This window comes from Actinotalea alkalitolerans (assembly GCF_023369855.1).
In the GTDB taxonomy this organism is placed as follows: Bacteria; Actinomycetota; Actinomycetes; order Actinomycetales; family Cellulomonadaceae; genus Actinotalea.
Map to the genome: position 1 here is coordinate 1 of NZ_JAMBPP010000028.1, position 13,457 is coordinate 13,457.

Annotated in this window: 10 protein-coding genes and 1 pseudogene; 5 read left to right on the forward strand and 6 right to left on the reverse strand. The window is 67.0% G+C overall.

What is annotated here, in order from left to right; genetic code table 11:
• Positions 1–88: 88 nt before the first annotated feature.
• A pseudogene (locus M1R94_RS20980) lies at positions 89–322 on the forward strand (LacI family DNA-binding transcriptional regulator); the annotation flags it as partial.
• 267 nt (positions 323–589) lie between these two features.
• Here M1R94_RS20980 and M1R94_RS20080 read toward each other — a convergent pair.
• The 5 genes from M1R94_RS20080 to M1R94_RS20100 form a co-directional block, all read right to left on the reverse strand.
• Positions 590–3,085 (reverse strand): glycoside hydrolase family 2 protein, encoded by a 2,496-nt coding sequence (locus M1R94_RS20080; RefSeq protein WP_249383508.1) that lies wholly within the window; start codon positions 3,083–3,085, stop codon positions 590–592.
• Complete coding sequence (locus M1R94_RS20085) at positions 3,082–4,719, reverse strand: glycoside hydrolase family 9 protein (protein ID WP_249383509.1); 1,638 nt, start codon at positions 4,717–4,719, stop codon at positions 3,082–3,084. Before M1R94_RS20085 ends, M1R94_RS20080 begins: the two co-directional genes overlap by 4 nt.
• Positions 4,720–4,928: 209 nt before the next feature.
• The gene (locus M1R94_RS20090; protein ID WP_249383510.1) at positions 4,929–5,771 is read right to left on the reverse strand and encodes a carbohydrate ABC transporter permease; all 843 of its coding nucleotides are present in this window, start codon (positions 5,769–5,771) and stop codon (positions 4,929–4,931) included.
• Complete coding sequence (locus tag M1R94_RS20095; protein WP_249383511.1) at positions 5,768–6,715, reverse strand: carbohydrate ABC transporter permease; 948 nt, start codon at positions 6,713–6,715, stop codon at positions 5,768–5,770. Before M1R94_RS20095 ends, M1R94_RS20090 begins: the two co-directional genes overlap by 4 nt.
• Positions 6,712–7,980: an ABC transporter substrate-binding protein gene (locus tag M1R94_RS20100; RefSeq protein ID WP_249383512.1), complete on the reverse strand. Its 1,269-nt coding sequence runs from the start codon at positions 7,978–7,980 to the stop codon at positions 6,712–6,714. Before M1R94_RS20100 ends, M1R94_RS20095 begins: the two co-directional genes overlap by 4 nt.
• A 280-nt stretch (positions 7,981–8,260) precedes the next feature.
• Between M1R94_RS20100 and M1R94_RS20105 the strand changes: the two genes are divergently transcribed.
• Genes M1R94_RS20105 through deoC form a run of 4 tightly spaced genes read left to right on the forward strand, consistent with a single transcriptional unit; the run spans position 8,261 to position 11,877 of the window.
• Positions 8,261–9,040: a glutamine amidotransferase gene (locus M1R94_RS20105; protein WP_249383513.1), complete on the forward strand. Its 780-nt coding sequence runs from the start codon at positions 8,261–8,263 to the stop codon at positions 9,038–9,040.
• A 14-nt stretch (positions 9,041–9,054) separates the two neighbouring features.
• On the forward strand, positions 9,055–10,212 hold the full coding sequence (locus tag M1R94_RS20110; RefSeq protein ID WP_249383514.1) for an ROK family protein: 1,158 nt from the start codon (positions 9,055–9,057) through the stop codon (positions 10,210–10,212).
• On the forward strand, positions 10,209–11,228 hold the full coding sequence (locus M1R94_RS20115; protein ID WP_249383515.1) for an ROK family protein: 1,020 nt from the start codon (positions 10,209–10,211) through the stop codon (positions 11,226–11,228). Before M1R94_RS20110 ends, M1R94_RS20115 begins: the two co-directional genes overlap by 4 nt.
• Entirely contained in the window at positions 11,200–11,877 is a 678-nt protein-coding gene (deoC, locus tag M1R94_RS20120; RefSeq protein ID WP_249383516.1) for a deoxyribose-phosphate aldolase, read from the forward strand. The genes M1R94_RS20115 and deoC overlap by 29 nt, the downstream gene beginning before the upstream one ends.
• A gap of 364 nt (positions 11,878–12,241) precedes the next feature.
• Here deoC and M1R94_RS20125 read toward each other — a convergent pair whose 3' ends face one another.
• A complete protein-coding gene (locus M1R94_RS20125; RefSeq protein ID WP_465245968.1) occupies positions 12,242–13,213 on the reverse strand; it encodes an IS110 family RNA-guided transposase in 972 nt (323 codons plus the stop codon).
• Between the last annotated feature and the right edge of the window lie 244 nt (positions 13,214–13,457).

A 13,457-nucleotide genomic window follows, 5' to 3' on the forward strand; every position in this document is an offset into this window, starting at 1 on the left:
ACTACTACCGTCAGAACACAGCGTCGACGATGCTGGAAACCAGAGAACCGAGCCTCCACTGAACTCGGGGCGGTCCATGAGTGCCTCGATGCCCAGGCCCCGCCAAAGCTCTGAGCACGAGACACGCACCACAAGCGAAGGCCTGACCGCAGCGACGAGCACGGACGTGGCAGCCCCCAGGCGAGCCGACGGGGAGACGCTCCAGGACGTCGCCGACGCGGCCGGAGTCTCGATCGCGACGGAGTCCCGCGTCACCAACTCCGCCGGCATCGTCGCCCCAGCCACCCGGGCCGCGATGCTCGAGATCGTACGGGGCCTCAACTACGTCCCGAACAACTCCGCGCGGGGGCTAGGTCGAGGCACCAAAGGGGATCGTTGCCCTGGTGTTCGCCCGCACGCCGAACCCGGCCGCCACCGCGCGGGCAGGACTGACCAGAGACCGGACACGGCAGTCCGGCTCGCGCTCGCGAGACGCGGTGCCGAGCGGGCTGCGACGGCGGCGGACCATGCCCTGGTCGTTCGCTACAGATGCCTCGGATGCCAGGGCTACGGGTTCTGCGTTGGCCATACGTTGGCCACGCGGCGTGAATCAAGTTGTTGTGGTGAGCGGGTGAGCGCCTTCGGGGGACTCCCCGGGCGCCACCCTGCACCCGGGCTGGTCCCGAATGAGTTGGTTGGCGCACCAGAGCGCCGCGACCACGTCGTCCGCCGCCACTTCGGCGACCGGACCTGTGACGGTGAACGCGTGCACCTCCCCGGGTAGAAGATGGATCAGCCCGGTGGTCACCGTGGCAGCAGGCGAGAGCTGGTCGGCCGCGAGCCACAGGTCTCGGACCACGGCAGAGGCGAGAACCACGACCCTCAGCTCGCCGTCCCCGCGCTCGACGAGCACGGAAAAGGCATCTGGGATCAAGGACTGTTCCCGCACCTCCCCGGAGTACCTCACGGCGCGTTCGTAGCCCGGGAGGTCACAGACCAGGACCTCGTCGCCGGCGTTCTCGAATCGAAGTGCCTCTGGCAGGGGCACCCGGGTCGAGTCGCGGGGCTCCACCCGGACCGTCTCCGTCGCTTCGGCGAGCAGGCGGCCGTGGAGGTCCAGCCGGCGCAAGTGCATGCGCCCGTCAATCCCCTCGTCGGTGTCGTTGAGCAGGATGACCTGCGGCGCGTCGGGACCGTCCTGGATGGTCGCGAGACGCGGCGCGTACCCCTGCTTCATCGCGTACCACAGGGGCTTGCGATGTCCGTCGTAGTCGACGGCAGACCAAGAGATGACAGGCCAGTTGTCATTCAACTGCCAGACGATCATGCCGGAGTTGAGCGGGAACAGGCTCCTGAAGCGCTCGATGCCGAAGCGCACCGCGTGCGCCTGGTTCAGCTGGGCGGTCCAGTGCCAGTCTTCGATGCTCTTGGGCTCGGGGAAGTGGGGGAGGTATCCCCGCTGCAGCTTCGCGTTCCCGTCGGATGCCTTCTGGTGCACCAGCATCTGGCTTCCATGGGCATCAAGGGGCTCGTCGTGCACGACCCTCGTCAGCGTGGACCAGGCGGGTGGGCCCTGGAAGCCGAACTCGGCGACGAACCGAGGCGCGTAGTCCGCGTATCCGGTGTAGTCCCGACTGTTCCAGACGTCCCAGATGTGCGTGGTGCCGTGACTGGGATCGTTGGGGTGGATGTACCGGTCGAAGGAGAACGGGCTGCCCGCCGTGTAGGCACGCGTGCCGTCGAGCGACCGCACGAGATCGGGGAGGAGGCGGGTGTAGTACCCGTCTCCCCAGGTGCGGCCCTCAAGCACCTGGCGCCACCCCCAGTCGACGTAGCCCCAGATGTTCTCGTTGTTGCCGTTCCAAATGACCAGGCTGGGGTGCGGGCTGAGGCGGATGATTGCGTCGATCGCTTCCTCCTCCACCTCGGTGCGCAGAGGTTCCCTCTCCGTGTACGCAGCACAGGCGAACATGAAGTCCTGCCAGACGAGCAGGCCGTGCTCGTCGCAGAACTCGTAGAAGGCGGTGTCCTCGTAGACTCCTCCGCCCCAGACCCGAAGGAGATTGATGTTCGCCTCGATCGCGTCGGTGAGACGCGTGAGGTAGCGGTCGGGGGTGACCCGCGGGACGAAGGCGTCGTCGGGGATCCAGTTCGCCCCTCTCACCAGGACGGGTCGCCCGTTCACGGCGAGCTCGAAGGGAGTGCCGTGCTCGTCTGGTGTCGTCGTGACCGTCACGCAGCGGAAGCCCACCCTTCGGGTGTGTGCGTCAACGACCTTCCCGGCACGGAGGGAGACAGCCACGTCGTGCAGGACCTGGTCCCCGTATCCGGCCGGCCACCATGGTGTGACGTCAGGGACTTCGAGTGTGAGGGACGCCGATACGGAGCGCGGCTTGACGGACACCATACTGCTCGCCTGACCGGTTGCGACGGTCAGCTCGACGGACTCCTCACCGGTCTGCTCGAACTCCGCCACGACCGACAGCCGTCCCGTCGTGCCGAGGAGGTCAGGGGTGACCGCGAGTCGTGTCACGCGCACGCCGCTCCAGCTGTCCACCCAGATATCTCGCCAGATTCCCGCGGTGACCGCGTCGATGCCCCAGTCCCAGCCGAAGTTGCTAGCCGTCTTCCTGATGGAGTTGAAGGGATGCTGATTGGTGTGCGGGAGCGCACCGTAAACAGCCTCCATACGCGAGGCGTACTCGACGGCCGACTCGAAGCGAACTGAGATCCTGTTGGCGCCGTCGTTCAGGAGTCCGCGGAGGTCGAAGCGGTAGGTGCGGTGCTGGTTGGCGGTGCGTCCCACGACGGCGCCGTTGACGGTGATGCCGGTGACGGTGTCGAGGCCCTCGCACACGAGGTCGTGCCGCTCGGCAGCGCCCAAGTCGACATGGAACTCCCTCGTGTACTCCCACGACGAGAGGCCGATCCAGGCCAGGAGGCTCTCGTTGTCACCGTCAAAGGGGTCAGGGATCAACCCGGCCGCCAGCAGGTCCGTATGGACCGTGCCTGGCACGGTCGCCAGGATCGGTCGGCCGCTGACACCATGCGGCACGGGGCCCGCCACGGCCCTCAGCGTCCAGGATCCGTTCAGGGGGATGATCACGATGCGTCCTTCGATCGAGTGGTGTGTTGTGGCGCGGTCCCGGCCCGATTCAGCCAGAGGGCGGCGTGCGCCGCGTACGCCGCCGGCACGCCGTACACCTCCTGGGTGTTCCAGCTCACGGCGTTGGATGTCTCGAGGTACGGAGTGTCGTTGCCCCGGCCGATGTGGCCGTTGACCACCGCGCCGGGCATGTTCGGCCGCCGCGGGGAGAACGGCACAGGGTGGCGGTACCCGATGTCCATGAACAGGCTCAGACCCTCCGGGTTGGCGCCCGTTGCCCAGTGCAGGATTCTCTCGGCCGCGCGGGTCCAGTCCGGGCGCTGCGCGACAACTCCGGCTCGGGCCAGGAGATGACACTGATGCATCGTCACCGCGCTGTTCCCGTGCACGATCAGGTCCCGGTTCCACGGCGCCATGAAGGTGCGGACCCCTCGCCCGCCCCCGGCGGCGCGGAACACCTGGCGCCGATCGTCCTCCGGGTCGAGATAGACCCCGTACGGCGGGAGCCCGAACGGGTTGCTCTCCGCGTCAGCGAGGAGATAAGCGTCGATGTATGCGGCGACCGCTCGTGACGCTCGGTCCTGTGCCTCACCGTCGAGGACCTCCGACGCGTCAAGCAGCGCGTGAGCCGGCTCGCAGCTGTACGGGATGGACCGGAAGGCGTCGACATCACTCTCCTCCATGAAGTAGCCACTCAGTCCGGGCTCTGTATCCGCGGAGACGTGCTGCCTTCGCAGCAGTACCTCTGCGAGCTCGAGAACGTCTTTCTGGCTCACGATCGGACGAGGTAGGCGCAGCAGCGCCGCTGCCGCACGCAATCGGGAAGCGAGGAAGAGGGTCCGCGACTCGGGTGGGAGCGCCGCGGAACGGCGCCACACACGTTCGGCCACGATCCTGGAGCGCGCCGCCTGGGCATCCGGCCCGACCGGGCATGATGCCGCCAGTTCCCTTACGAGGACGTTCTCGGCGTGCGGGTTCCGGTGCATCATCACCGTTCGTTCGTCCCCGCTCGAGGGCAGGTCGTCGGTCGGCAGCGACCCGCTGCCGTCGCTCGCTGTCCCCGAGTGGTTCTCGAACCACCACGTCCCCAGGTCGAATCCCGGGGGCAGCGCACCGCCACCGACGTTGTCCGGCACCTGCCCCCCGTCCCCGACGAGGTGGAGGAAATAGTCCCGGCCCCAGTTGACCTCGGCACGGGCCCGCTCACGCCAGGCATGAGGGCCTTCGACCGCGATCGCGGCAAGCGCACCCAGGTGGAGGGCCGTGGTGCTGGTCCACTGGCGGTGGTCCCCGGCGTCGTACCACCCGCCGACCGCGAGGACCTGCGCGCCGTCGACATCTTGCTTCGCGTCGTCGAGGAAGAGCGGGCCGGACACACCCGGTTGCTCCTCGGCGGACCGCTGGGCGCGGGTGTAGTCGAGGTAGCCGTCGAGGATACGGTCATGGACACCCGTTCCCACCTCGAAGGGCAGGCTGATCCCGTCGGCTGCCTCGAGACTGTAGACCCCGGGGCCGTCAAGGCCCGCCAGCTCGCCGACGAAGAAGTCACCCCAGCGAGTGCGCTGCCGATGGCAGAGCACTGAGCGGCGTTGGTCACCCTCGTCAACCGCTGCTACCCCGGAAAACGGGTCCATCGGCCACTCGAACCGGGCGCTGGACCATCCGGCTGGCGTCCCGCCGGTCCGAGGGCTACGGGCGTACCCGGCGTTCACGTGCACCACCAACACATCGTCGTGGTGTTGGGCTGCCGAGACGATCACCCGCAACGGCGAACCCGGACGCGTGCCAAGCTGAGTGATGTGGAACATGGCCTGCTGGGACCTCTCTCCGGGACCGAAGCTGCTCACTCCTTCACCGCCCCAGCGGTCAGCGCCTGCTGCGTCTGCTTCTGGAGGACCGCGTAGCAGAGCAGGACAGGCAGCATGACGATCACCGCACCTGCGGCGACGAGCCCGTAGTCCACGAGACGCTCACCCTGGAGTCGGGGAAGGGCGACCTGCGCGGTGATCTGACTCCCGCCGCCGAGGAGCACGAGCGCGAAGATGTACTCGTTCCAGAAGTTGATCACGTTGAAGATCGTCACGGTGACGATGCCCGGGATGCTCATCGGAATGATCAACCGCCACAGGATCGTGGCCCGTGTGGCTCCGTCGATCATTGCCGCTTCGTCGACCGCTCTCGGGATCCCTCGCATGAACTGCACCAGCAGCAGGACCGTGATGGGCAGCCCGGTCGCGGGGTAGAACAGAGCCACGAACAGGGGCTGGTTCAGCATCTTGAGCTGCACAGCCAGGAAGAAGGTCGGCACGAGGACCGCGAAGCTAGGGATGAGGAGGCCAGAGGCGAAGACAGCCTCCACTGCGCCCGCGATCCGGCCCTCCCCCACCCGGGCGATGGCGTACGCCGCCGGCAGGGCCAGTGCGAGGGTGATCGCCACCGAAAGCACTGTGACGAAGGCCGAAACCAGCAGGGAGTCCCCCAGGTTCGCCTCCCCGAAGGCGCGAGAGTAGTTCTCGAAGCGCCATTCAGTCGGAATGCCTAGCGGTTGGGAGAAAATCTCCTGGTTACTGCGTACGGAAGACAAGAACAGGAAGATGAAGGGGACGATGACGGCGGCTGCGTAGGCGAGCACCGCCGTGTGGGCGATCGCCCGTCCGGCCGCCTCGCTGAGGGGACGATGTCTCACGTTCGGTCCTTTGACAGTGCGCGGATGATGGCCATGCCAGCGATCCCGAGAACGATCAGGAGCACACCGATCGCCTGGCTGTAGCCGAGCTGGTTCGTGATGAAGGCCGCTTCGTACATCATGTAGGCGAGATTCATCGAGGACGTTCCGGGCCCGCCGTTCGTCAGCAGCAATACGTTCTGTGCTGAAGCCATCAGCGCCCACATGAAGTGCAGGATCGCCAGGGCACCAACGAATGGGGTGATGATCGGCAGCGCAACACGCCACATGATCGTCCATTCGCTGGCGCCGTCGAGGCGTGCGGCTTCGCGCACCTCGCCGGACAGGTTGGCGAGCCGGGCCGAAACCATGACGGCCGTGAAGCCTAGGGCGCCCCAGATGTCCACCGCGATGATGACCCCGAGTGTCGTACTGGGGCTGCCCAGCCAGGGTTGGGCGAGCGCGTCAAGTCCGACCGCACGGAGCAGCCCGTTGAGCAAGCCCTGCGGCTGCAGCACGCCTACGAACATCAGCGCCCTCGCCGAGGCGGACGTCAGGATCGGAACCAGCCCGAGCGTGAGGACGAGTCCGGACAGCCGGCCCCGCAGAGCGATGTAGTAGCCCAGCATGTAGCCGCCGGCCGTCACGATCACAAGTTCCACAACGACCTGCACCGCTGTGTTTCGCAACGCACTGGCCAGGGACGGGTCATCGAGCAGAGTTCGATAGTTGTCCAGCCCATTGAAGCTCGGACTGGCCAGGAGGCCCGACCAGTCCTGTGTGCTGAGCCAGAACACACCGAGGAGGGGCACGAGAAGGAAGAGGCTGAACCACGCGAGTGCGGGCGCGGCGAACAGAACCGTGAAGAGACCGTTCCGGCGGCGGCCAACCCGGCCCGGCGTCTTCGTGCTGCCGGGCTGGGACGACATCTCGGAGCTCGTGGCGAGGACCGTGTTGCTGCTCAATAGACCGCATCCATCGCTTCGAGGATCTGCTCAGCAGAAGCATTCCTTGTCCAGGCGATGCTGGCCGCCCGCGTGAGGTTCTCAACCACCGTGCTCGGGATGTTGGATGCCTGGACGAAGGTGACGGAGTCTCGGAACTCAGGGCTGTTCGCTGCAGCGAGCAGGGCGTTGGACACGGGCTGGGAGGTGTCGTACTCCGCGGCCGCCACCATGCCAGCCTGATCCACGAACATCGCGATGGACTCCGGCTCGTACAGGTGCTCCACGAAGCTCCGGATGACGTCGAGGTTCTCGTCGCGACCGCTGGTCGAGATCATGACACCGCTGGCGGTGTAGGCCGCCATGACGACCGGCTTGTCGACGTTCGCATCCGCCGGAACAGGGATGCCGCCGAGCTCGATCGACGACGCCAGGTCCTCAGGGACATCGCCGAAGTAGTCGGAGATCAAGGTGATGCCCGCTGTCTGCATGCCCTGGAAGGCGGCGTTCGCACCATCGACGGTCTGTCCTGTGCTGTCCGGGGACCAGAACCCGACTTCCCGAAGTTTGACGAACCACTCAACTCCTTTTCTGGCGTCCTCGTTGTCCGACCATCCGCCCTCAGCGGCGAGCCGGTTCAGGTCCTCGATGGACAAGTACGCCTGGAGTGTCTGCAGGAAGGCGTTGAAGCCGGACCAGTCGGACCCGCCGACCACGACTGAGCCGTCCCCGCCGAGTGCCGAGACGAAAGCGTTCACGTCCTCTTCCGTGGCCGGGACGGGCACGCCGGCCGCCTGCAGGTCCTCACTGTGATACCACGTGGGCCACACGAAGCCCACGAGCGGAAAGCCCCGCAGCTGGCCGTCCTCGGTCAGCCAGTTGACCTCCTGCTGCGCGTCCTCGTAGATCTTCGAGGCCAGGCCCCACTCCTCGAGGTACTCGGTGACCGGGACGGTGGCACCCTGCTCGACCCATGCGAGCGCGTCGCGCACGGGGTTGGTGATGATGAGGTCGGGTGCGTCACCGGCGAGAACGCTGTTGGTGAAGATCCTCTGGTTCTGCTCCATGCTGTTCGTGATGACCTTGACGTCGACGTCGGGGTTCGCACCCTCGTACGCGGCCACGATCTCCTCGAACGGTGCGTAGTACGGGTTGGACTCCCCCCAAGGCGTCTGGATCGTGAGCGTGCCGCCGGTGGACGCACCCGTGGACTCGGCGTCCGTCGCGCCGGAGGTCGTCCCTCCACACGCTGTCAGCAGCAGCGCAACTCCGAGCCCGAGGCCCACGCCTGCGGTCCCCCGCCTCCGCCGAGCCTCGTCCGTAGCCGTGCCCGCACCGAGTACCTGGGATTCGATAGACCTCATCGCTCACCTCTCTTGTTCTGGCCGCGCAGCGCCGACCGTGACAGGCACCGCGGCCGGTGCCTCGATGCGTCCTCGGACGCTAACAGCGCCATAGGCCATCTAGCAAGGGGTTTACAAAAAGGGTTTTCTAGAACACCATGTGATAGGACGGCTCGAGCCCGGGCCCGTCCCACCGGAGATTGGAGCGCAGGTGCGAGTGCTGGTGGTTGGCGAGACTTGGCTGACCGTGACGACGGTGATCAACGGGGTCGACAGCTTCGCGGCACGGGCCGAGCCCCATGACAGTGCCGAAGGGTTCGCACGGGCGCTGAGGGCAGCGGGCCATGTCGTGGACCGCCTTCCCAGCGAACGGGTCAACGCGGACTTCCCGCAGGATGCAGGGCTCTTGCGCAACCGTCACGACGTCGTCGTCATCGGCGACGTCGGAAGCGACTCGTTCCTCCTCCATCCGGGCGTGTACTCCGCCCGCGCCCCCCAGAGGGACCGCCTGCAGTCCCTCGTGGACTTCGTGAGGTCGGGCGGCGGACTCGTGATGATCGGCGGCTACCTCAGCTTCTCCGGCTATCGCGGCATGGCCGGCTACGGCCGCACGGCCCTGGCCGATGTCCTCCCAGTGATCATGGGCACCGGTGACGACCGTGTGGAGCGCCCGGCGGGAGTGGCGGCGGAGCCAGCCACCCCCGACCACCCCGTCCTCGCCGGAGTGACCGGGCCGTGGCCGCCACTGCTCGGCTACAACAGGGTCCAGGCCGCCGAAGGGTCAGAGTTGATCGTCACGATCGCAGACGAGCCCCTCTTGGTGCTGGGCACCGCGGGCCGGGGTCGAACAGCGGCGTTCACGTCCGACTGCGCGCCACACTGGGCTACCGACGAGTTCCTGGCATGGGAGCACTACGGCACGCTGTTCGCCAACCTCGTTCGCTGGGCAGGTGCGGGCACGACCGGATCCGACCGGATCCGCGACCAAGAGGGGGCGGCGTGACTGCTAACAGCGGAGTGATCGTCAAGAAGGCCAACACCGCACTGGTGGTGAACGCAGTGAGGTCCGCCGGGACGATGACGATCGAGGAGATGGCCACCGGGACCGGCCTCTCACGGCCCACGGTGGTGTCGATCGTCCGAGCGCTGGAGAGCCAGAGGATCATCTACAGGTCCGGCCTGGCCCCGGCGGAGGTCGGTCGCCAACCCAACCTCTACGCAATCGATGTCACAGCTCGCTTCGCCATCGGCATTGACATCGACGGCCCCCCGGCGCGCCTCGTCCTGACCGACCTCACCGGCGCTGCCCGCCACGAAGCGGTCTGGCGACTGGACAACGACGCGACATACGAGGAGATCCTGGCGACGCTCGTGCACCAGGTTGAGCAGGCTCTGCGGACCGCTGCCATCAATCCTCAACAGGTGATGGGGATCGGGCTGGGCCTGCCAGCCTCCGTCGACGTCAGCTCCAACCGCGCAGTCAACCTGAGCCGCCTCGAGGCGCTGAGGGACGCCCCCATCGGTGAGGCATTGCACGAGAGGACGCAGATCCCGGTCTCGGTCCGCAACGACGCCCACCTCATGGCCCTCGCCGAGGACTCCGACAAGCAGGAGGACTACCTCTACATCGCGTTCCGCACGGGCGTCGGCCTGGCGGTCGTCATCGACGAGAAGGTCTTCGAAGGTCAGACGGGGAATGCCGGTTTCATCGGCCACACCACGATCAGCCCGACGGGCCCCCTGTGTGCGTGCGGAATGCGAGGTTGCCTCGAGGCGATCGTGTCCAAACGCGCCATCGTGGCGAACTATGCCTCCGCTGCTGGAGTGGATGCTCCCTACGACACGATCCTCGACCTGGCACTGCACGACGGCGACCATGCCCTGCTCGTGCTGGACGACGCTGCGCGCTGGTTCGGGCTGGCGATCGCCAACCTCATCAAGATCACCGACGTCTACACGGTCATCCTCGGCGACCTGGGGTGCGACGAGACGCATCCCTTCTTCACCGCGATCGCCGAGGCCGTCGCCGTCAACACGGCTACATTTCTCCGGCGCCCGCCTCGGCTCCGCGCTGGGCGGCTATCGGGCGCCCAGTTCGCGCTGGGCGGCGCTGAGTTCATCATCGACCAGTTCTTTGCCACTCCGCGCCTGCGGCTCAAGGCGGACGGCGGATGAGCGGCGAGGTCTTGCGCATCGGCGTCGACATCGGGGGAACGAAGACTCGGCTCGGCCTGGTCACGCCGGGCGGTGAGGTGATAGCCGAGAAGACGATTCCCACCGCGTCGGGGGTCACCTGCGCAGAGCACGTGACCCGGATCAGTTCGTCGACCCGTCAGCTACTCGCCGACAGCGGGAAGGAGCTGAGCGACGTACGAACCATCGGCGTCGGGGTCCCCGGGACAGCAGACCCCAACACCGGCGTCGTCGAGTACTGCCCCAATCTGGGGTGGGACCGCGAGCCACTTGCCGACCACCTGGAGAGCCATCTGGACATCCGGCCTCACGTCCTTCAGGATTCCCGCGCGGCAGCGTGGGCAGAGCGTCTGTTCGGGGTGGAGCCTTCCGTCGAGAGCTTCTTGGCAGTGACGGTCGGGACCGGAATCGGCTGCGGCATCGTCCTCAACAACGAGCTGCTGATGGGTGCGATGAACACTGCGGGCGAACTCGGCCACAGCACCCTCTATCGGAACGGGAGGCAGTGCTCATGCGGTAACCGCGGCTGCGTCGAGCAGTACGTCTCGGGCACCGCGATCCTGCGACGGGCCCTGGAGGCCTTCCCGGACGACTTCGGTGGCCGGCCGATCCTCACCCAGACAGTGTTCGCCCTGGCTGCCGAAGGGCACCCTCCAGCGCAACGGCTGCTGGAGGAAGCCCTCGACGACCTCGCCCACGCGGTCGTCAACGCGGTCAACATCCTGTCCGTCGAGGCGGTCATCCTCAGCGGCGGTCTCTGTGTCTACGAGGAACTGTTCGTCTCACCTTTGCGCACTCGGGTATTGGACCTGGCGTACGAGCCCTGGCGGCGCCAGCACAAGATGGACGTCTTCGCTTCCCGCCTCGGGCCGTCGGCGCCGATGATCGGCGCAGCCTTCCTGGACACGGCGTTGCATCAGCAGCGACCCATCGCATCCCGTCATCATCCCGCAAGCCTGAAAGGTCACCATGCTGCACCCCCACGACCAGCTCGGTAGCTTCATCGATCACACTGTGCTTAAGGCGGACACGACTCGCGAGATCCTCACGCGCTTCTGTGAAGACGCCCTGCGCTGGAGATTCGCGAGCGTCTGCGTCAACCCGGTCAATGTCGCATTCGTCACCACACTGCTCGAAGGATCAGACGTCCGGACGTGTGCTGTGGTCGGCTTCCCCCTGGGCGCGAACCGCACAGAGGTCAAGGTCCTCGAGACAACTCTCGCGATCGCTGACGGCGCCACCGAGATCGACATGGTCATCGACATCGGCGCCCTCAAAGACGGACGGGACGAGGCGGTCGCCAACGACATCGCTGCCGTCGTCCGCGCCGCCCACCCCCACGCGGTGGTCAAGGTCATCATCGAGACTTCAGCACTCGACGACGACGAGAAGACGCGCGCCTGCCGGCTTGCCGTCGACGCCGAGGCCGACTTCGTGAAGACGTCTACAGGCTTCGGTGCCGGTGGAGCAACAGTTCACGACGTCAGTCTCATGGCGCGAACTGTCGGGAACCGGGCACAGGTCAAGGCCTCGACAGGGGTCTCCGACTTTGCCACCTTCGAGGCGATGCTCGACGCCGGCGCAACGCGCGTGGGCACCAGCAAGGGAATCGCCATTGTGCAAGCGGCGGCGGAGCGTTCCGCATAGGGAGTCACCTACTACTCGACATCCCGCGCGCCCGAACTCCGTCGAACTCACCGGAGTGGACTTCCCGAGCAGCACCCCAGCCGAGGCCACGGACGGCCCCGTGCGACTGGAAGCTGCCCGAACTCCCATGACCTGCGTTGGCCACGAGCCACCGCATACGCCGTGCAGACACACCGTTTCGGGCCTGTTGCACCGGTAGGTGACGGTGTCACCTACCGGTGCAACACACCCCTGTGGTTACTTCCGGTCCCATCTTCAGCCGCCCCGTCGCGCACCATAGGGACAGAGTTGATTGGGTGCCACCCCGGCGTCGACGTCGTCGTGCGCGTGGCCGATGTAGGCGGAGATGATGCGACGAGTCTCCTCACCGTCCTCGGTTGCCGGCGTCGCCGCGGGCCCGGGCGGCCGGGCCGGCCAGGTCCCACCGATCGAGCATCGTCTTGCCGATCGTGTAGCGGGCTCGGTGGTGCCAGGCGGCCTCGACGAGCAGCCGGCGGATGTGGGTGTTGCCGGTCTTGGTGATCGAGCCCTGCACGCGTGAGGCGCCAGAGGATGACTCCGAGGGGACCAGCCCGACGAAGGAGCCGATCGTGTTACCGGTGAATCGGTGCCAGTCGCCGACCTCGACGGCCAGCGCGAACCCCGTCAGGGTCCCGACTCCGCGCAGGCATCCCAGACGGTAGGTGAGCGCGGTGAACTCGCTGTCGGCGGCCATGACCGCGATCGCGTTGTCGAGCCGGTCCCGGCGGGCCTTGACCATCAGCATCCCCTCGTAGTCGGACTCGAACGCCGCCTGCACTGCCCGCTGCTCGAAGCGCAGGCGGCGCAACCACGCATCGTGGGTCTCGGTCCATGCCCGACCGTCGTAGTAGACGACGTCGTGGCGCAGCAGCAGCTTGGAGAGCCGGTGCCGAGCTCGCATCAGGTCCCCACGGGCGTCTTCACGGGCCCGCACCAGGTCCCGGGCGGCTTCCTGCTCCACGCTCGGGATCGCGACCGAGGTGAACTGGTCCATCCGCAGCACCCGGGCCAGGTGGATCGCATCGCGGGCATCGGTCTTGACCCGCTCACCCGCCGGGCGCTGCAGCTTCGAGGGCGCCACCACCTCACACCGGATCCCCGCACCGGTCACCGCACGGTGCAGGCCGAACCCGGTCGGGCCCGCCTCATAGGCCACCGCGACCGGCCCCGGCAACCCCCTCACCCACGACAGCACGTGCTCATGAGACGGGGTCAACCTGGACCGGAACACCTCACCCGTGCTCGTGTCGATCGCCGCTGCGACGACCGATCGTGCGTGCACGTCCAACCCCACACTCGTACGCTCAGAGAACACCGGGGCCTCCCACACCTGTCGGATAGGCCGAGCAGGCAGCCCCTGCTCGGTAACCCACGAACACGTGTGAGTGAGGCCCCGGCCCGCAACCACCCAGCCGCGGGCGGTCACCTCATACCGTCTAGACCAGGTGCGCCCGGCTTGCCACACCGCCATCTGGGTCAAGGGTGAAGCGCCCCAGGTTCTCTGCCGCTCCTATGCGGGTTGCGGCGCTCGGTTGAGGGCCGCGTAGTGGGCTTGCTCG

Excerpts from the sequence above, each read along its gene's own strand:
- M1R94_RS20085 (WP_249383509.1), bottom strand. The coding sequence starts at position 4,719 with ATGGACCCGTTTTCCGGGGTAGCAGCGGTTGACGAGGGTGACCAACGC.
- M1R94_RS20115 (WP_249383515.1), top strand. The coding sequence starts at position 10,209 with ATGAGCGGCGAGGTCTTGCGCATCGGCGTCGACATCGGGGGAACGAAG.
- deoC (WP_249383516.1), top strand. The coding sequence starts at position 11,200 with ATGCTGCACCCCCACGACCAGCTCGGTAGCTTCATCGATCACACTGTG.